General features: G+C 65.8%; 23 protein-coding genes. 18 read left to right on the top strand and 5 right to left on the bottom strand.

All coding sequences use genetic code 11. The annotated features are described in order from the left end of the window. Positions 1-9: 9 nt before the first annotated feature. Positions 10-747 carry a ThiF family adenylyltransferase gene (locus D5687_RS04350; RefSeq protein ID WP_240031418.1) on the bottom strand — a complete coding sequence of 246 codons (738 nt, stop codon included), beginning with the start codon at positions 745-747 and terminating at the stop codon, positions 10-12. 37 nt (positions 748-784) lie between these two features. Continuing rightward, the gene (locus D5687_RS04345) at positions 785-1,588 is read right to left on the bottom strand and encodes a TatD family hydrolase (protein ID WP_158611746.1); all 804 of its coding nucleotides are present in this window, start codon (positions 1,586-1,588) and stop codon (positions 785-787) included. Between the two features lie 292 nt (positions 1,589-1,880). Between D5687_RS04345 and D5687_RS04340 the strand changes: the two genes are divergently transcribed. The 4 genes from D5687_RS04340 to D5687_RS04325 are packed head-to-tail and all read left to right on the top strand — an operon-like array spanning position 1,881 to position 6,788. Next, positions 1,881-2,735, top strand: coding sequence for a motility protein A (locus D5687_RS04340; RefSeq protein ID WP_125198544.1), 855 nt, complete (start codon positions 1,881-1,883; stop codon positions 2,733-2,735). A 5-nt stretch (positions 2,736-2,740) separates the two neighbouring features. Beyond that, positions 2,741-3,709 (top strand): OmpA family protein, encoded by a 969-nt coding sequence (locus D5687_RS04335; protein ID WP_240031417.1) that lies wholly within the window; start codon positions 2,741-2,743, stop codon positions 3,707-3,709. Next, positions 3,706-4,167 carry an HIT family protein gene (locus D5687_RS04330; protein WP_125198543.1) on the top strand — a complete coding sequence of 154 codons (462 nt, stop codon included), beginning with the start codon at positions 3,706-3,708 and terminating at the stop codon, positions 4,165-4,167. Before D5687_RS04335 ends, D5687_RS04330 begins: the two co-directional genes overlap by 4 nt. Before the next feature lie 44 nt (positions 4,168-4,211). After that, a complete protein-coding gene (locus tag D5687_RS04325) occupies positions 4,212-6,788 on the top strand; it encodes a bifunctional diguanylate cyclase/phosphodiesterase (protein WP_125198542.1) in 2,577 nt (858 codons plus the stop codon). A gap of 151 nt (positions 6,789-6,939) precedes the next feature. Here the strand turns inward: D5687_RS04325 and polA are convergent, their stop codons facing one another. Next, on the bottom strand, positions 6,940-9,654 hold the full coding sequence (gene polA / locus D5687_RS04320; RefSeq protein ID WP_125198541.1) for a DNA polymerase I: 2,715 nt from the start codon (positions 9,652-9,654) through the stop codon (positions 6,940-6,942). Between the two features lie 148 nt (positions 9,655-9,802). Between polA and D5687_RS04315 the strand changes: the two genes are divergently transcribed. The 8 genes from D5687_RS04315 to D5687_RS04280 all read left to right on the top strand — a co-directional run bounded on the left by D5687_RS04315 (position 9,803) and on the right by D5687_RS04280 (position 15,924). Beyond that, positions 9,803-10,522 carry a TIGR00730 family Rossman fold protein gene (locus tag D5687_RS04315; protein ID WP_125198540.1) on the top strand — a complete coding sequence of 240 codons (720 nt, stop codon included), beginning with the start codon at positions 9,803-9,805 and terminating at the stop codon, positions 10,520-10,522. A 48-nt stretch (positions 10,523-10,570) separates the two neighbouring features. Then, positions 10,571-11,545 (top strand): homoserine kinase, encoded by a 975-nt coding sequence (locus tag D5687_RS04310; RefSeq protein WP_125198539.1) that lies wholly within the window; start codon positions 10,571-10,573, stop codon positions 11,543-11,545. Then, on the top strand, positions 11,545-12,111 hold the full coding sequence (locus D5687_RS04305) for a TRAP transporter small permease subunit (RefSeq protein ID WP_125198538.1): 567 nt from the start codon (positions 11,545-11,547) through the stop codon (positions 12,109-12,111). The genes D5687_RS04310 and D5687_RS04305 overlap by 1 nt, the downstream gene beginning before the upstream one ends. A gap of 3 nt (positions 12,112-12,114) precedes the next feature. Further along, positions 12,115-13,497: a TRAP transporter large permease subunit gene (locus D5687_RS04300; RefSeq protein WP_125198537.1), complete on the top strand. Its 1,383-nt coding sequence runs from the start codon at positions 12,115-12,117 to the stop codon at positions 13,495-13,497. A 67-nt stretch (positions 13,498-13,564) separates the two neighbouring features. Continuing rightward, positions 13,565-14,548 carry a tRNA dihydrouridine synthase DusB gene (dusB, locus tag D5687_RS04295; RefSeq protein ID WP_370271302.1) on the top strand — a complete coding sequence of 328 codons (984 nt, stop codon included), beginning with the start codon at positions 13,565-13,567 and terminating at the stop codon, positions 14,546-14,548. Positions 14,549-14,660: 112 nt separating this feature from the next. Then, on the top strand, positions 14,661-14,969 hold the full coding sequence (locus D5687_RS04290) for a helix-turn-helix domain-containing protein (RefSeq protein WP_125198535.1): 309 nt from the start codon (positions 14,661-14,663) through the stop codon (positions 14,967-14,969). Between the two features lie 331 nt (positions 14,970-15,300). Continuing rightward, positions 15,301-15,480, top strand: a complete 180-nt coding sequence (locus D5687_RS04285; protein ID WP_125198534.1) for a PA3496 family putative envelope integrity protein — start codon at positions 15,301-15,303, stop codon at positions 15,478-15,480. 30 nt (positions 15,481-15,510) lie between these two features. After that, positions 15,511-15,924: a DUF423 domain-containing protein gene (locus D5687_RS04280; protein ID WP_125198533.1), complete on the top strand. Its 414-nt coding sequence runs from the start codon at positions 15,511-15,513 to the stop codon at positions 15,922-15,924. 109 nt (positions 15,925-16,033) lie between these two features. Here the strand turns inward: D5687_RS04280 and D5687_RS04275 are convergent, their stop codons facing one another. Next, positions 16,034-16,501 carry a cytochrome c gene (locus D5687_RS04275; RefSeq protein ID WP_158611745.1) on the bottom strand — a complete coding sequence of 156 codons (468 nt, stop codon included), beginning with the start codon at positions 16,499-16,501 and terminating at the stop codon, positions 16,034-16,036. A 141-nt stretch (positions 16,502-16,642) separates the two neighbouring features. Here D5687_RS04275 and fabA point away from each other — a divergent pair, with 141 nt between their 5' ends. The 3 genes from fabA to D5687_RS04260 are packed head-to-tail and all read left to right on the top strand — an operon-like array spanning position 16,643 to position 19,575. Continuing rightward, positions 16,643-17,161: a bifunctional 3-hydroxydecanoyl-ACP dehydratase/trans-2-decenoyl-ACP isomerase gene (fabA, locus tag D5687_RS04270; RefSeq protein WP_125198531.1), complete on the top strand. Its 519-nt coding sequence runs from the start codon at positions 16,643-16,645 to the stop codon at positions 17,159-17,161. 7 nt (positions 17,162-17,168) lie between these two features. Next, complete coding sequence (fabB, locus tag D5687_RS04265) at positions 17,169-18,386, top strand: beta-ketoacyl-ACP synthase I (RefSeq protein ID WP_125198530.1); 1,218 nt, start codon at positions 17,169-17,171, stop codon at positions 18,384-18,386. 55 nt (positions 18,387-18,441) lie between these two features. Further along, positions 18,442-19,575, top strand: a complete 1,134-nt coding sequence (locus D5687_RS04260) for a diguanylate cyclase (RefSeq protein ID WP_125198529.1) — start codon at positions 18,442-18,444, stop codon at positions 19,573-19,575. A 105-nt stretch (positions 19,576-19,680) separates the two neighbouring features. On the opposite strand, the gene D5687_RS04255 is transcribed toward D5687_RS04260, so the two are convergent. Beyond that, positions 19,681-21,276 (bottom strand): dipeptide ABC transporter ATP-binding protein, encoded by a 1,596-nt coding sequence (locus tag D5687_RS04255; RefSeq protein ID WP_240031415.1) that lies wholly within the window; start codon positions 21,274-21,276, stop codon positions 19,681-19,683. A 308-nt stretch (positions 21,277-21,584) separates the two neighbouring features. Here D5687_RS04255 and D5687_RS04250 point away from each other — a divergent pair, with 308 nt between their 5' ends. Genes D5687_RS04250 through D5687_RS04240 form a run of 3 tightly spaced genes read left to right on the top strand, consistent with a single transcriptional unit; the run spans position 21,585 to position 24,432 of the window. Further along, positions 21,585-23,141 carry a cbb3-type cytochrome c oxidase subunit I gene (locus D5687_RS04250; RefSeq protein ID WP_125198527.1) on the top strand — a complete coding sequence of 519 codons (1,557 nt, stop codon included), beginning with the start codon at positions 21,585-21,587 and terminating at the stop codon, positions 23,139-23,141. Continuing rightward, the gene (locus tag D5687_RS04245; RefSeq protein ID WP_125198526.1) at positions 23,138-23,758 is read left to right on the top strand and encodes a cbb3-type cytochrome c oxidase subunit II; all 621 of its coding nucleotides are present in this window, start codon (positions 23,138-23,140) and stop codon (positions 23,756-23,758) included. The genes D5687_RS04250 and D5687_RS04245 overlap by 4 nt, the downstream gene beginning before the upstream one ends. Continuing rightward, positions 23,755-24,432, top strand: coding sequence for a cytochrome c (locus D5687_RS04240; RefSeq protein WP_125198525.1), 678 nt, complete (start codon positions 23,755-23,757; stop codon positions 24,430-24,432). Before D5687_RS04245 ends, D5687_RS04240 begins: the two co-directional genes overlap by 4 nt. Positions 24,433-24,513: the final 81 nt, after the last annotated feature.

Below are 24,513 nucleotides of genomic sequence, written 5' to 3'. Positions count from 1 at the left end.
AGGCGGCGCTCAGCCTTCGCCGTCCAGCAACCGGCGAATGATCTCGCCGGCGACCACGTGGCCGAACAGGTTGGGCAGGTAGCTGATGGTGCCGTTGACCGCGCGCGGCTGACTGCCATCGTCGGTCGGCTGATGCGGGGCGGGCTTGCGCGGCGCTTCGGTCGAGTAGACCACCGGGAAGTCCACCGGGGCGCCCGCCTTTCTCAGCTTGCGCCGCAGCACCGCCCCCAACCCACAGCCGTGCACCTGATCGAGCCGCCCGACCTGCATCCGGCGCGGATCCAGACGATTACCCGCTCCCAGGGCGGTAAACGTGCCTCGCCCCTGCTCGCGCGCCACGGCCAGCAACCTCGCCTTGACCGCGATCGAGTCGATGCAGTCGGCGACGAAATCCGGTTGATGCCGGTCAAGGAATACCTCCACCCCAGAGACGTCGAGAAAGTCCGCGCTGGGTACCAGTTCAATGTCGTCGCGAATCGAGGCCAGCCGCTCCACCGCTACTTCCGCCTTGCCACGCCCGAGCACCTCGCGGGTGGATAGCAACTGGCGATTGAGGTTTGAAGCAGCGAACGTGTCGTGATCCAGCAGGATCAATCGCCCTACCCCGGCGCGGGCCAACGACTCGGCAGCCGCGCCGCCCACGCCACCCAATCCGGCGACCAGCACGGTCGCGGCACGCAGGCGTTGCAGACCCTCCTCTCCGATAAGCAGTTCGGTACGTTCGTCGACGGGATTGATGGCAGTCACGTTGGCTCGGTCCGGTTGTCGTGTGGCGGTTGGAGAATTACGGGGCAGCATTGTAGCCAAGCCGGTCCTTGAACAGTCGCCGGGTGTTTCGATTGACGCGCTCGAGCAATTCCTCCGGCTCCATACCGCGCAATTCGGCCAGACTGTCCAGATTCTCGGACAGATAGCCGGGCAGATTGCGCTCGCCGCGATGCGCGTGCCCGGGCTGGTTGGGGGCATCGGTCTCCAGCACCAGTGCATCAAGTGGGAGCTCACGCATCATCCGGTGCATGCGATGGGCACCGGGGTGCGTGATCGCCCCGCCCACGCCGAGGTAAAAACCCTGCTCGATGAAGCCTTCGGCCTGCTGCTGCGAGCCGGTGAACCCGTGCACCACCCCGCCGGCATGACGATGGCGTCGCAGCCAATACAACAATCGATCGGCGGACTTGCGCTCATGCAGGATCACCGGCAGGTCTCGCTCGCCGGCCCAGTCGAGCTGGGCGGGGAACAGCGCGTTCTGCACGTCGGCATCCAGGCCCGGTTGGGCGAAATCCAGGCCGATCTCCCCCACCGCGATGGGACGCTCGGCCGACTGCCACTGATGCTCCAGGCCCGCCAGGGCCTGATCGATATCCACCCGATCACTCCACCAGGGATGCGTGCCGAACGCCCCCCAGGCAGACACGCCCACGGCGCGGGCATGCGCCATGGCTCGACACTGATCGCCAAAGTCTACGGGAGACACCCCCACCGCCACGATTCCGGTTACCCCGTTGGCAAGCGCGTGCCGGACCACCTCGTCGAGGTCGTCGCCAAACGCGGCCGCTTCCAGGTGGCAATGGGTATCAATCCGCTCCACGCTGTATCTCCTATCTGCCATTGAGTTGAGATCAGGGCTCAAGAATACGGCCAGTCGGTCGATGATAAAGATAACCGCCAGAGACGGGCGAACCGGACAACCGCCGGCATCGGGCGGTCGCCCCGGCCAGCCAACCTGGACGAGTGGTACGCCCTGCGCAAACGGGATCGGGGACGCCGAAGGCAATGCTATCGTTTGGCTCGTCCGTTTTGTTCGTGGCGGTTGTTGTTTTCGCCTGTTTGCTGCGGGCGCCCTTGTTTCCGGCATCACCGATCCTCGAGGACCGAGCCCTTTGAATCCCAGCACGCTACTCGGCATGTTCTCCGGCCTGGCCATCGTGGTCGCGGCCATTGGCCTCTCCGCCGAGGACCCGGCCAACTTCCTCAACCTACCGGGCCTGTTGCTGGTCGTCGGCGGCACGATGGCGGCGACGCTGGTCAGTTACCCGCTGCACGAGGTGCTGCGCGTCTTTCGCGTGTTCGGCATCGTGCTCAAGAACGAGCGACTCTACGCCGAGCGCGACATCAACGAGCTGGTCGAGGTGTCCAAGCTCAAGTTCCAGGGCCAGATCAGCCGGGCGGACGAGAAACTCAATCGCATCAAGAACCCGTTCCTGCGCTCGGGCATGCAGATGGTGCTCGACGGGGCGTCCTCGGAGGATCTGATCACCCTGATGCAGTGGCGCATCTCCCGGATGCGGGCCCGCGAACGGGCCGAGGCACAGATCTTCCGCACCATGGCGACCTTCGCGCCGGCCTTCGGCATGCTCGGCACCCTGCTCGGGTTGATCAATATGCTGTCGGCGATGGATGCCGACCAGTTCGGCGCCATCGGCACCAACATGGCCCTGGCGCTGATTACCACCCTGTATGGCATCCTGCTGTCGAACATGCTGTTCAAGCCGATCGCGCTGAAGCTGGAGCGGCGTACCGAGCAACGCGTGATGTTGATGAACATGATGGTCGAGGGCGTGCTGCTAATGCAGGAAGATCGCTCGCCGGCCTTCATCCGCGAAACCCTCGGCTCGTTCCTTGCGCAGAGCGAGGATGAGCTACGTGACGGTGACCGGCAACGCAGCCGGGCCAAGGACCGATCCAACGGCCGGAACGAAAGCCCACGCCGCCGCCCGAGACAGGCCAGCGAGTGAACAGCGTGAGCGCCGACCCCAGCGCACAGGAACTCGAACTCCAGGAGGCTCGGGTTGCCGCGGCCGCCCGTGACGGGGGGCGGCCATGGAGCGAGGGCTGGGAGCCCGACGTCCGCCAGGTCGAGGACGATCAGAACTACTGGCTGCTGACCATGGTCGACCTGATGACCCTGCTGCTGACGCTGTTCGTCCTGCTCGCCGCCTACGCCTATCAGCACAAGGCACAGAATCCGATCGAGCCGGGCAGTGGCATGCAGAGCAACCAGCCAGCGAACACGGATCGGCCAGCGGCCAGCGACGCCACCGGGGATACCGACCCACCCGAGATAATCATTGGAGGCGACAAACCGAACCCGGATGCCCGCACCGCCAGCGGGGATGCCCTGATCGGCGAGCGCCACGAGCAACTGTTCGCTGAACCCGGCGATGCCGAGTCTCACCAGGAAGCACCGGAGCCGACGTCCGGCGCGGCCATGGACTCCGATGGCAGTGGCGCATCCGCCCAAGGACAAAACCATCCGGGTGAGCAGGCCCGAGCCCTGGCCGGGCAGTTCGAGGACATGGGTGACGACGTCGAGGTCTCGACAATCGCCGATCGGGTGCAATTGCGGGTCAAGGACAATATCCTCTTCCCCACCGGCGAGGCCGGTCTGTCAGGCGCTGGCCGTCACCTGCTCGCGCGACTCGCCGAACGCCTCGAGGGCAGCGACTATCGCATCACCGTTGAGGGCCACACCGACAATCGCCCCATTCAGACCTGGCGCTACCCCTCCAACTGGGAGTTGTCGGCGGCCAGGGCCGCGTCGGTGGTACGCGAATTGATCGATGCCGGCATCCGCCCCCGCCGACTGCACGCGGTCGGGCTCGCCGACACGCAACCCATCACCGGCAACGACACCGCCACCGGCCGCGCCGAGAACCGCCGCGTGGATCTGGTGCTGGAGCTGCCCGCCAACGAGGAGGACGCACGATGACCGATGCCCGACCGACCGCTACGGATTGGCACCTGCACCCGCGCCTGAAAGCCGACAGTTTTCCGGTAATCAATCATGGACGGCTGCAGTTCCGGCTGATCAACGACCGGCGCTTTGTCTGGACCCTGATCGTGCCGATGTGTCCCCACGCCGAGCAGCTGCATCAACTCCCGCCAGACTGGCGCAACGAGGCGCTTGACGGCCTTCAGGCCTTGAGCGAGACCCTCGAACGCCTCTACCACCCGGAGCGGCTCAACGTCGGCGCGATCGGCAACCTCGTTGACCAGCTCCATCTGCATTGTGTCGTCCGCTTTGCCGAGGATCGGGCTTGGCCGGGTGTGGTCTGGGGCGCCGGCGAGCGCGAACCGATGGAACCGATCGAATTGCTCGCCCGAATCCAACCGATCGCCGCTGGACTCGGGGATGCCCTTGCGCGAAACTCTGCGCACGCCGTGTAAGCCCACGACGACGGACAAATCTTCTCGGACTCAGGACGACCCGAATGCGACTGCTCCCCCTGCCGCTGCAATTCCTCCTCTTCATCCTCGCCCAGTTGGCTCTCAGTGCCGGCCTGGTTTTCTACCTGGGCAATCTGGCCCAGTCGAACGTCGAGACCTTCGCCGAGGCCAGTCACGGCTTCGTCGAGACGCACAAGTCGATCGAGCAGATCCGTAACGAGTACGCGGGCATCGCCGCCAAGGTCGAACGGGAGGTCGCCGGCTTCGCACCGGGGGCGCGCCGCGATGTCTCGAACCTGCGCACCGAACTCACCCAGATCGCCTCCGCGATTCGAGGCAGCGTGGCCCTCGCCCCGCTGCGGGAAAACCACCCCGGCGCTATCAACCGGCTCGCCGATTCAATCGAAACCCAGGCGCGTAGCCTGGTCGAAGCCAATCAGAACGTCGCCGCGGCGCCGCGCGACGAGATAGCACGCATTCAGACGCGGCTGGCCGAACAGCGAGCCGCGATCATGACCGACGGATTCGGTGGGCTGATCGACGCGGCCAACGATGAACTCGAGGAGACCATGCGGGCCATCCGGGGCGCCAATGCCGCGGTCACCGACAATTACCAGCTCGTCCTGATCGTGTTCGTCGCCCTGCAGGCCCTGCTGCTGATGCTGGTGCTCTGGCTGACGAACCGGCAAATCCGTCAACTGGCCGAGATCACCGAGCGCATCGTCGCCGGCCAACAGGCCACTGCCGGTGCCCAACAGAAGCGTCGCGACCAGTTGGGACGGATCGCGCGGGCGGTACAGCAGTTCCGCAGCTCGCTGGTCAGCCTGTCGAATTCCCGCGAGCAACTCCAGGCGATGCTCAAGAAGCACGACAAGGAATCCCTGAGTCGCCGGCGCGCCGAGGACTCACTGGCCCTGACCGCCTCGGTCTTCGACGAGGTGCAGGAGGCGGTGCTGGTCACCGACATTCAGGGTTTCGTCAGCCGTGCCAACCCGGCGGCTGAATTGTTGCTCGAAATGAGCACGACAAAACTGGCCGAACGCCCCCTGCTCGAGATCCTGCTCGCCCAGCCCAGCCACGTGGTCGCACCGATCTGGAAGCACGTCCTGGAAAAGGGCGAGTGGCGCAGCGAAATCGAGTTCACCCGCCCGGAGGACGACAAGGCACTGATCGCGCTGGTATCCATCCGGCTGGTCGGCGAACCGCGGGAGAAACGTGGCCACGTGATCGTGGTGATCAACGATCACACCGAGATCCGTGCCCGCGAGAACGAGGTCCTCGCGCTGGCCCGCCAGGACCGGGTCACCGACCGGCTCAACCGCGGCTACTTCGTTCAGCAGGTCGACACCCAGATTCAGACCCATCCGGACCAACCATTCGCCCTGGTCGCGCTGGGCCTGGACGGCTTCACGGCGTTCAACGAGGCCCTGGGCCGACGCTTCGGTGACCGTATCCTGCGGGTCATGGGCGATCGCCTGGCCGAGATCACCGACCCACGCGCCCTGCTCGCACGCATCGACGGTGACGAATTCGCCTTCCTGGTCTTCGCCGACAATGCCGCCGAGCTCGAATCGCGGGTCGACGAGGCGATGCGCCAGGCCCACGCCCACCTCACCCAACGCGTGGAATTGGCCGGATACCGCCTGGATATCCGCGCCAGCGTCACCTCGGCGCAGTTCCCGGCCGAGGGTCAGACCGCCGAGGAATTGCTGCGCATTACCGATAACGGCCTCTCGCAGGCCAAAGCCGAGGGCGGTAACCGCATCATCGGCCACGCCCAAGGCCATACGCATGCCGCAAAACGGCGTTTCGAACTGACCCAGGCACTCGGCAAGGCACTCGGCAATCGCGAGATGCGGGTGCACTACCAGCCGCAGGTGTCACTGGCCAGTGGCACGCTGGTGGGCTTCGAGGCCCTGATGCGCTGGCGCTATCGTGGCGACTGGATCTCGCCAGCGGAGTTCATTCCCCTGGCCGAGGAGCACAACCTGATCGGCGAGTTCACCGAATGGGCGCTCAACCACGCCTGTCGGCGCGTCGCCGACTGGCAGCGTCAGGCGGGCCAGGAACTGACCATCTCGATCAACGTCCCGCCGCAGCTATTGTTGCTCGACAAGGTCGACGAACGCCTGATCCAGTTGGCCAAGACCGCCGGCCTGCCGACCTCGTCGATCGTGCTCGAGATCACCGAAAGCGACTTCGGCTCCGACCCGACCCTGCTGGCCGAGCGACTCCACCAGTTGGCGATGCACGGCTTTGCCATCGCCATCGACGACTTCGGCACCGGCCATTCCTCGCTCGCCTACCTCAACAATCTGCCGATCTCGAAGCTCAAGATCGACAAGCAGTTCGTCGACGAGATCGAGCGCAGCGAGGATGCCCGCAAGCTGCTCGAGTCGATCCTCGCGATGGCCGAGAAGCTCGAGTTCGAGGTCGTAATCGAGGGCGTCGAAACCCCACAGCAATTGGTCGAGTTGCGAAAGTTCGGCAGTCGCCTGCAGATTCAGGGCTTCGTCTTCTCACGGCCCTTCGACGAGGACTACTGGGACGGCGAGTTCATGCACGGCAATATCCCCAGCTACCCGGTACCCGAGATCCAACCGAGCCGTCAGGCCGACTGACACCGGACCCACTCGCCACAAAAAAACGCCCGCCGATGCCTTGTGCATCAGCGGGCGTTTTTGATTGCCCGTGAACGTGGGCTGGGAGAAAAGCCGGCAGTCAACTGGTTGGCCTGTCGATACCGTCGGGCATCGTGTCAGTCGCCGATATTCAATGCGCCTCGTCCCAACTCTCGCCGATGCCGATTCCCACTTCGAGCGGCACCCGTAGCTCGGCGGCGGCGATCATGGTGGTCTCGATCTCGTTCGCCAGCGACTCGGCCTCAGCGGCCGGCGCTTCGAAGATCAGCTCGTCGTGCACCTGGATGATCATCCGGGCCCGGCCAGGCATCACCACGTTCTCGTGCAAGGCCAACATCGCCCGCTTGATGATATCGGCGGCCGTGCCCTGCATGGGTGCGTTGATCGCGGTGCGCTCGGCGTACTGGCGGCGTTGGCCATTGCGGCTCTTGAGTTCGGGCAGGTACAGGCGCCGGCCGAAGACGGTCTCGACAAAGCCACGTTCGTGGGCCTGCCGGCGCGTGTCGTCCATGTAGCGCGCCACGCCGGGATAACGAGCGAAGTAGCGATCGATGTAATCCTGCGCCTCGGTCCGCCCCACCCCAATCTGGCGCGCCAGCCCGAAGGCCGACATGCCGTAGATCAGGCCGAAGTTAATCGCCTTGGCGGCACGACGCTGCTCGTCCGAGACCTCGCCGCCATCGGCGAACACCTCGCGGGCGGTGGCCCGGTGGATGTCCTCGCCGTGCTCGAAAGCCGACAGCAATCCCTCGTCACCCGACAGGTGCGCCATGATCCGCAGTTCGATCTGCGAGTAATCTGCCGAAATCAGCTTGTGGCCGGGCGTGGCGACGAACGCCTTGCGGATGCGCCGCCCCTCCTCGGTACGCACCGGGATGTTCTGCAGGTTGGGATTCGAGGACGACAGGCGCCCGGTCGCGGTTACCGCCTGGTGGAACATGCTGTGCACCCGCCCCGTCGTGGGGTCGATGCGCTCGGGCAGGCGGTCGATGTAGGTGCTCTTGAGCTTGGTCAGGCCACGGTAATCGAGGATCAGTTGGGCGAGCGGATGCTCGTCGACCAGCGCTGAGAGCGCCTCCTCGTTGGTCGACGGCTCGCCCTTGGGCGTCTTGACCTTCACCGGCAGCCCCATGCGCTCGTAGAGGATGGCCTTGAGCTGCTTGGTTGAACCGAGATTGAAGGTCTCGCCGGCGATCTCCTGGGCCTGGGCTTCGATCGCGGCGATTCGTGCGCCAATCGCCTCGCCCTGGCGCGCCAACTGCTCGCTGTCGATCGCCACGCCGGCACGCTCCATGCTGAACAGCACCGGCACCAGCGGCCGCTCGATCCCCTCGTAGACCGTCATCAGGGTGGGCACCTCGGCCAGCTGCGCGCGCAGGCGGTCGGCCAGTTGAAGGGTGATGTCCGCATCCTCGGCGGCATACGGGCCGGCCACATCGATCTCGATCTGGTCGAAGGTCAGTTGCTTGGCACCCTTGCCGGCGATCTCCTCGAAGGTAGTGGTCTGATACGACAGCTCGCGGGAGGCGAGCGTGTCCATGTCGTGGCGCGAGGCGGTCGGATCGAGCACGTAGGACTCGAGCATGCTGTCATCCACGAGCCCGCGCAGGGTGATGCCGTGACTGGCGAGCGCGTGCATGTCGAACTTGGCATTCTGCAGGATCTTGGTGGGACGATCATCTTCCAGCCACGACTTGAGCCGGGCGAGCACCGTGTCGCGATCCAGTTGCGGCTCGATGCGTTCGCCGTGGGCATCGACGTGCACCAATGGTACGTAGATCGCCTCGTGGGGTTCGATCGCGAACGACAGCCCGACGATCGCCATCTGCATCGGCTCGAGCGAATTGGTCTCGGTGTCGAAGGCCACGCGCGGGGCCGCCTCGATCCGCGTGATCCAGGCATCCAGCGTGTCGAGATCGGTCACCGTGTGGTACTCGACCTCGGGGCGTTCGACCGTCTCCGCGACCGAGTTGCCCTCCTCGAGTCCTTGCTCGCCGAACCAGCGGCGTAGCGAGTTGAGTCCGTAGCGATCGGCCAATGCCAGGCCGGTCTGGACGTCCGCCGGCTCGATCACCAACTCGTTGAGGGTGACCGGCAGCTCGCAATCGGTGCGGATGGTCACCAGTTCGCGGCTGGTGGGCAGGAACTCTAGCGAATCGCGCAACGACTGCCCCACCTTGCCCTTGAGCTCCTCGGCATGCGCGATGATCTCGTCGAGCGAGCCGTACTGGTTGATCCACTTGGTGGCCGTCTTGGGGCCACACCCCGGGACGCCGGGGATGTTGTCGACCTTGTCGCCGACCAGTGCGAGAAAGTCGATGAACTGTGCCGGGGTGATGCCGTACTTTTCCTCGACGGCCGCGACGTCGGTGGTCTTGTTGCTCATGGTGTTGACCAGCGTCACGCTGGGGGCCACCAGCTGGGCGAAATCCTTGTCGGCGGTCGCGACGATCACCTCCTCGTCGTTCTCGCGCGCCTCGTGCATCAGGGTGCCGATGACGTCGTCGGCCTCGACCCCCTCGATGCACAGGAGCGGAAAACCCAACGCCCGAACCAGTGCATGCACCGGCTCGATCTGCACCCGCAGGTCGTCGGGCAACGGCGGCCGGTGAGCCTTGTAGTCGGGATAAATGTCGTCGCGAAAGGTCTTCCCCGGGGCGTCGAACACCACCGCCATGTGGCTGGGATCGGCCTCGCGCCGCATCTTGAGGAGCATGTTGACCACGCCGTGGATGGCGCCGGTGGGCGTGCCATCGGGCGCGGTGAGCGGCGGGAGGGCGTGGAAGGCGCGAAACAGGAAGGAACTGCCATCGACGAGAATCACGGGTCCGTTGCGGTCGGACATGGTAGGATTTGCCCCTTTTGTATTCCGTGGATATCAGGCCGGTACTATGCCACAGGCAGCCCCGTCACCGACGGGTCGGCAACCACTGAAACCCCACTGAACTCCGGGGGAAACATCCCGGGAACACCTCGGCTTCACGCGGTCTTGCATGAGTAGAAAGCTACCCAATCACCCGACCCGGATGGATCAGCAACAACGGCTCTCGCAGGAGTCGTGGAAGGTCTTCCAGATCATGGCCGAGTTCGTCCACGGCTACGAGACGCTCGCCAGCATCGAGCCGGCCGTCAGCATCTTCGGTTCGGCGCGGTACAAGGAAGACAATCCCTGGTACGGCCTGACTGTCGAGGTGGCGCAGAAGCTCTCCAACGCCGGTTTCTCGGTGATCTCCGGCGGTGGGCCGGGCATCATGGAGGCGGCCAACAAGGGCGCTCAGGCCGGAGGCGCACCCAGCGTGGGTCTGAACATCGCCCTGCCCCACGAGCAGAACGACAACGACTACCAGGACGTCTCGCTGCATTTCCAGCACTTCTTCGCCCGCAAGGTGATGTTCGTCAAGCACGCCTCGGCCTACGTGGTGATGCCGGGCGGCTTCGGCACCCTCGACGAGCTGGCCGAGATCCTCACCCTGGTGCAGACCGGCAAGTCCCGGCGGATTCCGATCGTCCTGCTGGGCAGCACGTTCTGGCAGGGACTGATCGACTGGTTCGGCGACCAGCTGCTGGGCGAGAAGACCATCGCCGCCGAGGACATGAAGCTGTTCACCCTCTGCGACACGGCCGACGAGGCGGTGGACGCGATCTTCGATTTCTACCGAAACCGCGGTGTCACGGCGACCGAGGAAGAGCAGCAGAAGCTGCTCGACCTCTGAGCCGACACAACGAAATCCGGGCAAACCCAAGCAACGAACGAGACCGTCATGTCGGTTTTTACCAAGGTCGATACCGAACAACTCGCCACCTTCCTGACCCGGTTTGACCGGGGCGAGTTGGTCGAACACCGGGGCATCGCCGCCGGGATCGAGAACACCAACTACTTCGTCACCACGACCGGCGGCCATTTTGTGCTGACCCTGTTCGAGAATCACGGCGCCGACGAGCTGCCGTTCTTTCTCGACCTGATGGCCTACCTCGCCGAACACGACATCCCCACGGCCCACCCGGTACCAACCCGTGACGGGGCCTACCTGACCGAACTCAACGGCAAGCCGGCCGCCCTGGTCCAGCGACTGACGGGCGCCTCGCTCGACCACCCGGATCCGGCCGCCTGCGGGGAGATCGGGCGGACCCTGGCGCGCTTTCACCGCATTTCCGCCGATTTCCCGGAGTATCGGGCGCCCGATCGTGATCTCGGCTGGGCCGAGGACGTCGCCCGACAACTGCACAGCAAGGCCACCGACGACGAACTCGAGCTGCTCGACGACGAGATCGCCTTTCAACAGGACCAGTCGCGGGCGGACCTCCCGCGCGGGGCGATCCATGCCGATCTGTTTCGTGACAACGCCCTGTTCGATAACGGTGAACTGACCGGCATCATCGATCTGTACTACGCCTGCACCGACGTGTTCGCCTACGATCTCGCGGTGACGCTCAACGACTGGTGCGTGGACGAGCAGGGTCAGTCGCGTGCCGCCGAGCGCGATGCGCTCCTGGCGGGCTATCTCGCCGAACGCCCCTTCACCGAGGCCGAACAGGCGGCCTGGCCGGGTCTGTTGCGCGCCGCAGCGCTGCGCTTCTGGGTCTCGCGCATGCAGGATCAATACTTCCCGCGAGCCGGCGAGATGACCTACATCAAGGACCCGACGCCATTCCGCCGCATCCTCGAGGCGCACCGGGCCGCCGGCACCGCAACCGGCGAGTGGATCGAGACCAACCAGCCCGCACAGGTGCGCTGATGAGCCAATCGGATACATCCTGCCGGCTGAGCCGACTGGTCGACCGACTCGACCGGATCAATGAATGGACCGGGCGACTGGTCGCCTGGCTTGGCCTGGTCCTGACCCTGACCGTCTTCGGCGTGGTCGCGCTGCGCTACGGCCTCTCCGACAGCAACCAGTGGCTGTCCGAATCGATCACCTACTGGTTCGCGCTGATGTTCATGCTGGGCATGGGCTACACCTATCGCCACGACGGCCACGTGCGGGTCGACGTGCTCTCGCGCAATGCCCGCCCGAAGACCCGCGCCTGGATCGAGATCATCGGCGTGGTCGTCCTGCTCTGGCCGGTCTGTCTGTTTATCGGGATCAGCAGCCTCGAGTACGTCGGCAACAGCTGGGCGATGCGCGAAGGGTCGCCGGAGCCGGGTGGCATCCCGCTGCTGTATCTCCTCAAAACCCTGTTGATCGTCATGCCGGCCCTGCTCTTCTGGCAGGGGCTGGTCGAACTGCTGCGACACGTCGCCGTGCTGCGCAACGAGCAGCCCACCGAACCCGAGCACGGCTCGATGAAGGAGGGCATGTAAGGCATGGAATGGCTACTGCTCCTGATGGTGCTGACCATCTTCGCCGCGCTGATGAGCGGCTTCCCGGTCGCCTTCGTGCTCGCCGGCGTCTCACTGGTCTTCGCGGGGCTCGGCACGCTGATCGGCGTCTTCGACCACGGCCTGATGAGCGCCATGCCCAACCGCCTGTTCGGCATCATGCTCAACCAGACGCTGGTGGCCGTGCCGCTGTTCGTGCTGATGGGCGTGTTGCTGGAAAAGGCCCGGGTGGCCGACGACCTGCTCGAGAACATGAGCGCGCTGTTCGGCCGCCGCCCGGGCGGGTTGGGGCTGTCGATGATGCTGGTCGGCGCGATCCTCGCGGCCAGCACCGGCATCGTCGGCGCGACCGTCGTGACGCTCGGGCTGATCGCCCTGCCCGTCATGCTGCGCCGCGGTTACGACCCCCGCCTGGCCTCGGGCTCGGTGGCCGCCGCCGGTACGCTCGGCCAGATCATCCCGCCGTCGATCATCCTCGTGCTGCTGGGCGACCAGCTGGCCAATGCCTACACCCAGGCGCAGCTCGAGCAAGGCATCTTCTCGCCCGAGACCGTGGCGGTAAGCGATCTGTTCAGCGGCGCCCTGATCCCCGGCCTGATCCTGGTGGGCGCCTACGCCGCCTACATCCTGTTCGTGGCCTGGCGCCAGCCCGAGCGGGTGCCGGGACTCACCGAGGCCGAACTCGCCGAGCGACCACCAATCAGCCGGCTACTGATCGCGCTGGCTCCACCGATCGCTTTGATCGTGCTGGTGCTCGGCTCAATCATGAGCGGCATCGCCACGCCGACCGAGGCGGCCGCCGTTGGCGCGGTTGGCGCCCTGCTGCTCGCCTTGGCGAAGCGACGCCTGACCTTCCCCGTGCTGCACGAGAGCCTGACCGCCACCCTGCGAGTAACCGCGATGGTGTTCATGATCTTCATCGGCGCCTCGATCTTCTCGCTGGTCTTCCGCGGGTTCGGCGGCGACGAAATGGTTCATGACCTGCTCTCGGGCCTGCCGGGGGGCGCGATGACCGCCCTGCTGATCGTCATGGTGATCGTCTTCCTGCTCGGCTTCATGCTCGACTTCATCGAGATCACCTTCGTGGTGGTACCGATCGTCGCCCCCGTCCTGCTGATGATGGGCATCGACCCGATCTGGCTGGGCATCTTGCTCGCGGTGAACCTCCAGACGAGCTTCCTCACCCCGCCGTTCGGCTTCTCGCTGTTCTACTTGCGCGGGGCGGCACCGGCCAGCATTCGCACCGCCCAGATCTATCGCGGGGTCCTGCCGTTCATCGCCATCCAGATAGCCGTGCTGGCCCTGTTGGTAATTTTCCCGGACATCGTCACCTGGCTGCCCGAGACCCTTGACGTCCGCACACCCTGACCTGCCAACGCAAACCGCGTCCGCAGCGCGTCTTGCACCGATCGAGCTGGTCGGATGCGACCGCCGCCTGCCGATCGAGTTTCCCCTGGCGCTCGCGCCGATGGCCGGCATTTCCGATCGCCCCTTTCGCCAGCTGTGTTTCGACCAGGGCGCGGGACTGGTGGTCAACGAGATGATCAGCAGCAAGCCGGAGCTGCGGAACACGCGCAAGAGCGAACAACGCCGCATCCGCGCCGACGACCCGGAGCCGCGCGCCGTCCAGCTTCTGGGCAACGAGCCCCATGATCTTGCCGAGGCCGCGCGTCAGGCCTACCGCGACGGCGCGCAGCTGATCGACCTCAACCTGGGCTGCCCGGCCAAGAAGGTCTGCCGCAAGGCGGCCGGCTCGGCGCTGATGGCCGAGCCCGATACGGTCGCCCGACTGCTCGAGGCGACGGTCAATGCCGTGCCCTGCCCAGTCACGCTCAAGATGCGTACCGGACCGGAAGAGACATGGCGCAATGCCCCCGAAATCGCCCGGATCGCCGAGGAGTCGGGCATCGCCATGCTCTCGATTCACGGTCGCACGCGGGCGCAGAAGTACCTCGGCGAGGCGGAATACGACACCATCGCGCAGGTGGTCGCCGAACGCCGCATCCCGGTGCTGGCCAACGGCGATATCGACTCGGTGGACCGGGCCTTGGCGGTGCTGGAAAAGACCGGTGCCGCCGGGCTGATGATCGGTCGTGCTGCCTTCGGTCGCCCGTGGCTATTCGCCCAGTTGCGTGCCGCGCTGGAAGGCCGCGACGTTCCGCCCGATCCGGCACCGACCGAGATCATGGGCTTTGTGCGCGAGCAATTCGAGAATATTTATCGCCATTACGGAAATGTGATGGGCGTGCGCATCGCGAGGAAGCACTGGGGGTGGTATTCTTCGCAGCTACCGATTGACGAAGGGACGCGCAAGAAGTTCAACCGACTGGAGACCATCGAGTCCCAGCGCCGGTGGCTTGACCGGCGGGAGGCCGAGCTTCGCAGCGTATCGAGACCGTCCGCCAACGTGAGCGCCTGAACGGCCAGCGGAACGCTCGATCGAGGAGACACGGGACGACCACGGAGTGATCCGTTCGTCCCGGCGTCTCGTGGTCCTGTCCGCCCCTCATGCCGCGTTGTTGAAAAGAATAATGACCTACTCATCCAGCACCGCCACCTCCCAGCCCAACGTGTCGTCGCTCAACGGCAGCGCCCGTCGTGCGGCCGAATGTCACCAAGACGTGCACGAGACCATCATCGACGCGCTCGACATCCTCTGGGATGCCTTCGAGGAAGACCAGCCCAGCAACCTCTATCAGCTGGTCATGGGTCAGGTGGAGCGCCCCCTGCTCGCCCGCGTGCTGGAACGCTGCGATCATAACCAGAGCCGGGCCGCCGCCTGCCTGGGCATCAACCGCAGCACACTGCGAAAGAAACTGCGCGACCACGACCTGATCTGAGCCTCGGCGTCAGCCTCACCCCCGCCCTTTCCCGCACTCCGCACACACGCTCAACGGACGCGTTTTCCGACCTCCCCGTACCCACCTGTTGCATCGCCGCAAAGCCCGCGGCCATGCGCGCCCCGGCGCGATGAACAATTTGCTTTGACCGACCGAAAAAACGCGGTATAACGCGCCGGAAATCGGCTGGTCATCCCCGCGGACGGGCGCCGGCTCGGGACATGCACCCGGGACCCATGATGGCCTGTAGGACTTGGCCATGACCGTCGATCGATACCAACGCGACCTCGCTCGATGGTCGCCTTGAACGTTTTGATCAGGCAGGTACATCATGAGCAAAGAAAACGACTACCAAGATATCGACGACTGGGACGATACCGACGTCGAAGACGACGAGCAGAACAACGACTCCCTGCTCGACAGCATCAAGGGTACGAAGGATGCCCGGCGCCGACTTGACGACCTCCTCGAGGAACGCCGACTGCGGGCGCAGATGACCGACGAATTCTGACCCCCCCTTCCAAACCAGCGGAGCCAACGCATGCGGGAGACTCCCGGCCATCAAGTCCATCTCGCGGACCGACGGGTGCTGGCCATCGGTCTGGTCAGTGGCCTGGTCGCGGTCATGCTGGCCGCGCTGGCCGCGCACGGCCCGATGGCGCCGACCAACCTGGACGCCCAACGGCAGGTGGACACCGCCATCATGCTGCACTTCGTGCACACCCTGGCACTGATGCTGATGGCCCACTGGGCTGCCCCAGCCCGCTGGCGGCTGACCATCGCGGGGCTCTGGCTGATCGGCATCATCCTGTTCAGTGGCAGCCTCTACGCCCTGACCCTGTTCAACCAACCCTGGCCCGGGGCGATCACGCCCATCGGCGGGCTATTTCTGATGCTCGGCTGGATCGGCTGGCTGACCGGCCTGCTGGCCGTCAAGCGGCCCGAGTTCGATTAGGTAACGACAAAGGCCGCCCGCCCCCGCCACGATGGCAGGGAGACGCGACGACCTTTAGTGGGGGGCGCAAGGTCTGGCCCCGACGACACAAGAACTAACCGACTGCCCCCTACTTGTTCACGTAGAAGTGTTGGCGGAAATCGTTCCGGAAACTCGCGTGACAATCGAGGCAGGTGGCCTGCAGGTCGGCAAACGCCCGGATGACCTCTCGGCCGTCACCGATATCCGCCACGTCGGCGAGCGTCGCCGCTGACTCGTGGGCCGCGTGGTCGGCTTTCTGGAACTCGGCACGACGATCCCCGGCGAACGCCATGATGCGCTTGCGCTCCTCGGCGGGCGGGCGCGGGTGTTCAGCGATGGCCCGCGCTTCCTTGGCCACCCACTCCCAGTCTTCGTGGTTGAACGCCTTCACGATCTGCTCGGTGTGCTCGCCCAGCTTCTCCATGGTTTCGTGGAATTCGTGCACGCCGCTGGCATCGTGTTCGTCCTCGCTGGCCTGCGCCGGCCCAAATGCCAGCCCCGGGGCCAGCAACACGGCCATCAGGCCCGCGACCGTCTTATCGATACGTCCTTTCATCTGCTCACCTCCACTCATTGTCTTTGGCCAGAACACAGGTGATCATATGCCAATTCAATTACCTACGTGCCGCGTGATTTGCCGCAGGCTGCGTACAAGACCGGATTGCGGTACCATCCGCGTTTTTGCGCCAGGAATACCATGTCCCAATCGACCTTCGAATACGACGATCTGATTCGCTGCGCCACGGGCGAAATGTTCGGGCCCGGCAACGCGCAACTACCGCTGCCGCCGATGCTGATGTTCGATCGCATCAACCTGATCACCGACGAGGGTGGCGAATACGGCAAGGGCGAGATGCAGGCGGAACTCAAGATCCACCCGGATCTCTGGTTCTTTGCCTGCCATTTCGAAGGCGACCCGGTCATGCCGGGCTGCCTGGGCCTGGACGCCATGTGGCAGTTGGTCGGCTTCTTCCTCGGCTGGAGCGGCGGCAAGGGCCACGGGCGCGCATTGGGCGTCGGTGATGTAAAATTCTCGGGACAGGTCTTGCCGAGAAACAAGAAGGTTGAATACCGTGTGCAGATGAAGCGCGTCATCATGCGCAAGCTCACGATGGGCATTGCCGATGCGCAGATGCTCTGCGACGGCGTCGTCATCTACGAAGCCAAAGATCTTCGGGTAGGACTGTTTACCAGCACAGAAGCACTTTCGGAGTAACCACTCAATGCGCCGAGTCGTCATCACCGGCATGGGCATCGTGTCCAGCCTGGGCAACAACTGCAAAGAGGTGCTCGCCTCGCTTCAGGAAGGTCGTTCGGGCATCGAACGCAACCCCGAGCAGGTCGAGCACGGTTTTCGCTCGCACGTCGCCGGAACGCTCAAGATCGATCCGGCCGAGCATATCGATCGCAAGCTGCTGCGCTTCATGGGCTCGGCAGCCGCCTACAACTACCTCGCGATGAAAGAGGCGATCGAGCAAGCCGGCCTGACCGAAGAGCAGGTCTCCAACCCGCGCGCCGGTCTGATTACCGGCTCTGGCGGCTCTTCCTGCGAGAACATCGTCGCCACCGCCGATATCGCCCGGGAAAAAGGCATCAAGCGGGTCGGTCCGTACATGGTCACCCGCACCATGGGCTCGACCACCTCGGCCTGCCTGGCCACGCCGTTCAAGATCAAGGGCATCAACTACTCGATCAGCTCGGCCTGCTCGACCTCCGCGCACTGCATCGGTGCCGGCGTCGAGCAGATCCAGTTCGGCAAGCAGGACGTGATCTTCGCCGGTGGCGGCGAGGAGCTGCACTGGTCACTGTCGGCGATGTTCGATGCCATGGGCGCCCTGTCCTCGAACTTCAATGACACGCCGGACAAGGCCTCGCGTCCCTACGACGTGGGCCGCGACGGCTTCGTCATCGCCGGTGGCGGCGGCATGGTCGTCCTCGAGTCGCTCGAGCACGCCCAGGCCCGCGGCGCGACTATCCTCGCCGAGGTCACCGGCTACGGCGCAACCTCCGACGGTTACGACATGGTCCAGCCCTCCGGCGAAGGCGCGGTGCGCTGCATGCAGCAGGCGCTGTCGACGGTCGAGGCGCCGATTGACTACGTCAACGCCCACGGCACCTCCACCAAGGTCGGCGACCTGCGCGAGCTGCAGGCGATGACCGAGGTCTTCGGCGATCACCAGCCGATCGTCACCTCGACCAAGTCGCTCTCCGGCCACGCGCTTGGCGCCGCCGGCGTGCACGAGGCGATCTACTCGCTGCTGATGATGCAGAACGACTTCATCGCGGCCTCGGCGAACGTCGAGACCCTCGAGCCCGAGGCCGAACACGCCCGGATCGCCACGCGGACGCTGGAAGACCAGCGGATCGACACGGTGCTCTCGAACAGCTTCGGCTTCGGCGGCACCAACGCCTCGCTGGTGATGCAACGATTCCGGGGGTGATCCGGCGCCGGCCCGCCTGCGGTGCCGGGCGGGTCTCATCGACACGTGGAGGCCCATGAAGCCAGCCATCCCGGCCAACGAAACCGAACGGCTCGCGGCGCTACGCGGCTTGGAGATACTCGATACCCCGGCCGACCCGTCGTTCGACGACCTCACCCATCTCGCTCGCTACCTCAGCGACACCCCGCTGGCGCTGATCGGCCTGATTGACGCCGAGCGCGAATGGTTCAAGTCGGTCGACGGCGCCACGCTCGACGATGTCCAACGCGAGCATACCTTCTGCGCGCACGCGATCCTGACGCCCGACCGGGCTACCTACGTCCCCGATGCGCGCGAGGACGAGCGTTTCGCCGACAACCCCAACGTGATGGACGCCCGCTCGCCCACCATCTTCTACTACGGCGTGCCGCTGACGACCGATAACGGTCTGGCGATCGGCACGCTGTGCGTGGTCGATCACCGGCCGAGAACGCTGGATACCCATCAGCGGGCCGCCGTCGATGCCCTGGCCCGCCAGGCCATGCGCCTGGCCGAGCTGCGTCGGGGCGAGCGCGAGCTCAGACGCGAGCACGAGGAACGCGAGGTCATCCTCGCTCAGCTGGAGCATCGCAATCGCGAACTCGAGACCATCGCTGGCGAACTGCGCACCCGCGCCGATACCGACAAGCTCTCGCGCCTGGGCAACCGCGCCGCCTTCGACACCCGCCTGGAAGAGGCCCTGGCGCTCACCCGCGAACACGAAAGCCCGCTGTCGCTGGTGTTGCTCGATCTCGATCGCTTCAAGCCCTGCAACGACCGCTTCGGTCACCAGGTCGGCGACCGGGTGATCCGCACCTTCGCCGACATCCTGCGCTCGGTGTCCCGGCCCACCGACTTCATCGCCCGCTACGGCGGCGACGAGTTCGCGATCATCCTGCCCCTGGCCGATCACCACGCGGCCATCGACGTCGCAAGGCGGGTGCTCGCGGCTGTGGAGCGCGCGGATTTTTCTCCCTGCGATACCGGTACCAGCCTGGGCGTGGCAAGCCTCGAACCACCACGGCGCGAGGACAGCCCCGACGAACTGCTGCGTCAGGCCGACGAGGCCCTTTACGCTGCCAAGGCCGCCGGGCGCGGCCGCATCGGCGTCGGTTCGGAACAACGGGACGGGATCCGGGTGATCGACGGGTTGGGCCCCATCACGGGCTGAACGGGCGCCCCGGCCGCGCCGGCGCGGCCCTTGCCCGCGCTTGCCGCCACATGGGGACGACGAGGCTCACGCCCGCCCGGAGCCGCCTCGACTCCGGGTCGCCCCTCAGGCGAGCAGCGCACTCTCGATCAGCTGGCGGGTGTAGTCGTGGACCGGGGCATCCAGCAACGCGCGGGTCTCGCCGGACTCCACGATCTCGCCGTCGAGCATCACCACCACCCGGTGCGCCAGGGCGCGCACCACGGCGAGATCGTGGGTGATAAGCAAGTAGGTCAAACCGTGCTCGGCCTGCAGGTCGCCGAGCAGGCGCAGCACCTGCAACTGTACCGCCGCATCGAGCGCACTGGTCGGTTCGTCGAGGACCAGCACCTTGGGCTTGAGGATCAGCGCGCGCGCGATCGCGATGCGCTGGCGCTGCCCGCCGGAGAACTCGTGCGGGTAGCGCGACATCACCGCCGGGTCGAGGCCCACTTCCTCAAGCACCCGCTCGATTCGCTCTCGCCGCTCGCCGCGCGTGAGCCCCGCTTCGTGGACATCCAGCCCCTCGCCGACGATCTGGGCGATGTTCATGCGTGGCGACAACGCGCCGTACGGGTCCTGGAATACCACCTGCAAATCGCGCCGGAACGGGCGGAACTGGCGTTCGCGCATCCCGTCGACACGCCGACCGGCGAGCCAGACGGCCCCCTCGGCCCCGTCCATCAGCCGCAGCAGCGATAGCGCCAGGGTCGTCTTCCCCGAGCCCGATTCGCCCACCACGCCCAGGGTTTGCCCAGCGTGCAGGGCAAGATCGATGCCCTTGAGTATCTCGCTGCGCGTGTCGGCCCCGAACCAGCGCCGCTTGCCGACCGTGACCCCCAGACCTTCGCAACGCAGCCGTTCGGCGGCATCCGGACGCACCGGACCGACCATCGGGGCGACCTGGCGGGCCTCGAGCAGCGTCTGGGTGTAGCTGTCCTTGGGGCGGGCGAAGATCGCGTCGGTGGGGCCGGCCTCGACGATCGCCCCGTCGCGCATCACCATCACGCGGTCGGCGTAACGGCGCACCACCGGCAGGTCGTGGGTGATCAGCAAGAGACTCATGCCCAGACGCTGCTGCAGCTCCACCAGGAGATCCATGATGGTCTTGCGCAGCCCGGCATCCAGTGCCGTCGTGGGCTCGTCGGCAATGACCAGGCTCGGGTTGCAGGCAATCGCCATCGCGATCATGGCCCGCTGACGCTGCCCGCCGGAAAGCTGATGAGGCATGGCGCGCATCACGCGCTCGGGCTCGGGTAGCCGCACCTGGTCGAGCAATTCGTTGACCCGCTGCCGCAACGCCTCGCCACGCAGACCCCGGTGGCGCACCAGCACCTCGGCGATCTGAGCGCCGATCGTCTTGAGCGGATTGAGCGCGGTCATCGGCTCCTGGAAGATCATGCCCACCCGATTGCCGCGCAGGCCCCGCAGTCGGGGCTGGCTCATCGCCAGCACGTCTTCGCCCTCGAAGCGGATGTCGCCTTGCGTACTCGCCCCGCCGGCGTCGAACAGCCGGAGTATCGACAAGGCCGTGACGGTCTTGCCGGACCCCGACTCCCCCACCAGGGCAACCCGCTCGCCCGCGGCGACCTCGAAGGAGACCCCACGCACCAACCGGCTTCCTTCCACGGAGACATCCAGGCCGGTGATTTCCAGCAACGGACTCGCTCGGTTCGCATCCACGATGGTGTTCGTCCTCCCGCGCCAAGGGATCGGGGCGATACCAGGCCCGACACCCTCGGCGGGTGGGCCGGCACGCCGCGATCCACGATCGGGCCATTCTGCCATCGATGCCCCGTCAATGCCGCATGCCGCCCCGCACGCCTGTCGTCATGCCGGGCCGACTTGTGCCGCAAGAACCGTGGGAACCAGAACGCCATGTTCGATTCTCACTTGTTAAAGCCGAATCAGTAGGCTAGCTTCACGATTCACCAGCTACCCGTTCAACCACCGCCCAGGCGCGACCGCGGTTCGCGCAGGAGTCCATTCGTTTGCTTTACTCGATCGGCTCGCTGCTGGCTTTCAGTTTCGTCCTCTCGCTGATCGCGATCCTCGCCCTCATCTGGGCGATCTACTCGAACCAGTTCGCGATTTCCGACGACCAGGCCAGCTCGATACTGCCCGAGGCGGATAACGAGCGTCAGACCACCGGGGAGCAATCCTTCGGTCCGGCCGAGCGACGCCTGATCCTGTTCTTCTTCGTCACCGCGATCGCCTGGCTGGTGATCGGATCGACCTTCGGGCTGATCGCCTCGCTCAAGCTCCACATCCCGGGGCTGCTCGACGGCAGTGCCCCCTTGACCTTCGGTCGTGTGCGCACCATGCACCTCAACAGCGTGGTCTACGGCTGGACCTCGCTCGCCGGTCTCGGCACCGCCCTGTGGCTGGCACCCACCCTGTTCCGCACCCGGTTGCGACACCCGACCGTGGCGCTGTGGGGCGGCATCCTCTGGAACCTCGCGACACTGGCCGGCGTGGTCGCCCTCGGCTCGGGCTGGACCGACGGAATGGAATGGCTGGAATTCCCGTGGCAGATCGACATCGCGCTGGCGGCGGCCGTGGTGCTGATCGGGATACCCATTTTGCTGACGGGGCGACATCGCCAGATCGAACACATCTACGTCTCTGGCTGGTATCTCAGTGCCGCGCTGCTGTGGTTCGTGGTGTTGTTCGTCACCGCCAACGTGCCCTCGCTGTATAGCGGCGCCCAGGCGGCGACGGTCAACTGGTGGTACGCGCACAACGTGCTGGGCCTGTGGGCGACGCCGCTGGGGCTGGCCGCCGCCTACTATTTCATCCCCCGCATCATCGGCAAGCCGATCTACTCCTACCGGTTGTCGCTGCTGGGCTTCTGGGCGCTGGCACTGTTTTACAGCCAGGTCGGCCTACACCACCTCGTCGGCGGCCCGATCCCGACCTGGGCGGTGACGCTCTCGGTCGTCCAGTCGGTGATGATGGTCGTGCCGGTACTCGCCGTGGCGATCAACCAGCACACCCTGAGCCTGAGCAACGGCTGGGCCTGGCGCGAGAGCATCCCGTTGCGGTTCGTGGCGCTGGGTGCGATCTGCTACACCGTGGTTTCCCTGCAAGGCTCGCTCGAGGCCCTGCGCGCGGTGAACACCGTCACTCACTTCACCCACTACACGGTCGGTCACGCCCACATGGGCATGTACGCCTTCGTCTCCCTGGTGATGTTCGGTTCGATCTACTACATCCTGCCGCACCTGACCGGGCGACACTGGCCTTGGCGCGCGTTGATCGCCTGGCACTTCTGGCTGGCGGCGATCGGTGTCGGCATCTACGTCGGTTCGCTGACGATCGGCGGGTGGCTGCAGGGGATGGCGATGCTCGATCCCACCCGCGATTTCATGGAGAGCGTCCGACTGACCGTCCCCTACCTCACCGCCCGTTCGGTCGGCGGCAGCATGATGACCGCCGGCCACGTCCTGTTCGCCCTGCACCTGGTGGCCTTCCTCACGGCACCGGGCAAACGCCCGGTGAGCGCCGACCATTCCGGTGAGTCGTTGCAGACAGGGGGTGCCGCATGAATCGACTCCTGCCGTTAGGCCTCGTCGCGCTGGCGATCCTCGCCCTGGCCATGATCTTTCTGCTGATCGGGCCCGCCCTGCAGATCGCCCCGATCGAGGCGCCGAAGCAACTAGAACCGTATTCCAAGGCCGAATTGCGCGGGCGCGCCCACTACGTGGGACTCGGTTGCGTCTACTGCCATTCGCAGCAGCCGCGCGACCCCTCGCAGGCTCCCGACCAGGCGCGCGGCTGGGGACGGCCCTCGACCGCGGCGGACTACGTCTACGACCGGCCCCACCAGCTCGGCACCATGCGTACCGGCCCCGACCTGTTCAACATCGGCGCACGCCAGCCCTCGCGCGCCTGGCAACTGACGCACCTCTACGCCCCGCGAGCCGTGCACCCCGACAGCATCATGCCCGCCTTCCCGTTCCTGTTCGAGACCAAGGATTCGGCCGGGCCCGACGATGTCGTCGTCGACGTGCCGAAGGCATTCCGGCCCGAAGGCAAGGTGGTGGTCGCGCGCCAGTCCGCCCTCGACCTGGTCGCCTACCTGCTCAGCCTCGACCACAGCTACCCGCCGGTGCACCGGAACCTGCGCGACAACGGGTACCGCCACGGGGGTGAGCGGGGATGAAGAAACGCCGGTTCATTACCTCGATCGGCGGCGTCCGGGACGACTCGTTCATTCCCTACGAACGGCAACGCGGCATCCCGGTGATCGTCTATTCGGTGGTGATCGCCCTGGCCGCCTGGGGGGCGTTCACCCTGTTCACCGTCAGCGACGAGCCAGCCACGGCGAGCGCCGGCACCCGGGCCGGGGCGAACCCTGGCGCGACCGCCGGGTCGGAGGGAAGTGGACGAGCGGTACTCGCCCCGGGACGGGAACTGTTCGAGGACAACTGCGCCACCTGTCACCAGGAGGACGGTATCGGCATTCGCGGCGCGGTGCCGCCGCTGGCCGGCTCGCCCTTCGTCACCGGCAACGCCGACGCGCCGGTGGGGATCGTGCTGATGGGGTTGAGCGGACCGGTCACCGTCGACGGGCGAAGCTTCGACGGGCGCATGCCGACCTTCCGAAACGCATTGAACGACGAGCAGATCGCCCGAATCGTCAGCTTCATCCGCCAGGCCTGGGGCAACGACGCCGGCGCCGTAAGCCCCGAGCGAGTTGCCGAGCTTCGCCAGCGCCTCGCCGATCGCTCCGCGCCACTCAAAGGCGAGGCCGATATCGCCGATACCCTCGGCCAGCCCGTCGGGCAAGCGAGGCAAAAGGCCGGTAGCGGCGATTCCAAACCCATCGGACACTGACCGCCGCCATGCCTCTGAGACTTCGACACAGCCCCTCAACCCGAACCGGTCCACCGACAGCCGGCCGGCTTGCCGGCGTTG

The organism is Guyparkeria sp. SCN-R1, assembly GCF_003932495.1.
Taxonomy (GTDB): Bacteria; Pseudomonadota; Gammaproteobacteria; order Halothiobacillales; family Halothiobacillaceae; genus Guyparkeria.
The sequence above is the reverse complement of the archived record's forward strand: the minus strand, read 5'-3'. Positions and strand labels throughout refer to the sequence as shown.

What these genes read in the sequence shown, in the direction of transcription:
- D5687_RS04330 (WP_125198543.1), top strand. Translation starts at nt 3,706, where the DNA reads ATGACCGATGCCCGACCGACCGCTACGGATTGGCACCTGCACCCGCGC.
- D5687_RS04325 (WP_125198542.1), top strand. Translation starts at nt 4,212, where the DNA reads ATGCGACTGCTCCCCCTGCCGCTGCAATTCCTCCTCTTCATCCTCGCC.
- polA (WP_125198541.1), bottom strand. Translation starts at nt 9,654, where the DNA reads ATGTCCGACCGCAACGGACCCGTGATTCTCGTCGATGGCAGTTCCTTC.
- D5687_RS04315 (WP_125198540.1), top strand. Translation starts at nt 9,803, where the DNA reads ATGAGTAGAAAGCTACCCAATCACCCGACCCGGATGGATCAGCAACAA.
- D5687_RS04310 (WP_125198539.1), top strand. Translation starts at nt 10,571, where the DNA reads ATGTCGGTTTTTACCAAGGTCGATACCGAACAACTCGCCACCTTCCTG.
- D5687_RS04305 (WP_125198538.1), top strand. Translation starts at nt 11,545, where the DNA reads ATGAGCCAATCGGATACATCCTGCCGGCTGAGCCGACTGGTCGACCGA.
- D5687_RS04300 (WP_125198537.1), top strand. Translation starts at nt 12,115, where the DNA reads ATGGAATGGCTACTGCTCCTGATGGTGCTGACCATCTTCGCCGCGCTG.
- D5687_RS04290 (WP_125198535.1), top strand. Translation starts at nt 14,661, where the DNA reads ATGACCTACTCATCCAGCACCGCCACCTCCCAGCCCAACGTGTCGTCG.
- D5687_RS04285 (WP_125198534.1), top strand. Translation starts at nt 15,301, where the DNA reads ATGAGCAAAGAAAACGACTACCAAGATATCGACGACTGGGACGATACC.
- D5687_RS04280 (WP_125198533.1), top strand. Translation starts at nt 15,511, where the DNA reads ATGCGGGAGACTCCCGGCCATCAAGTCCATCTCGCGGACCGACGGGTG.
- D5687_RS04275 (WP_158611745.1), bottom strand. Translation starts at nt 16,501, where the DNA reads ATGAAAGGACGTATCGATAAGACGGTCGCGGGCCTGATGGCCGTGTTG.
- fabA (WP_125198531.1), top strand. Translation starts at nt 16,643, where the DNA reads ATGTCCCAATCGACCTTCGAATACGACGATCTGATTCGCTGCGCCACG.
- fabB (WP_125198530.1), top strand. Translation starts at nt 17,169, where the DNA reads ATGCGCCGAGTCGTCATCACCGGCATGGGCATCGTGTCCAGCCTGGGC.
- D5687_RS04260 (WP_125198529.1), top strand. Translation starts at nt 18,442, where the DNA reads ATGAAGCCAGCCATCCCGGCCAACGAAACCGAACGGCTCGCGGCGCTA.
- D5687_RS04245 (WP_125198526.1), top strand. Translation starts at nt 23,138, where the DNA reads ATGAATCGACTCCTGCCGTTAGGCCTCGTCGCGCTGGCGATCCTCGCC.
- D5687_RS04240 (WP_125198525.1), top strand. Translation starts at nt 23,755, where the DNA reads ATGAAGAAACGCCGGTTCATTACCTCGATCGGCGGCGTCCGGGACGAC.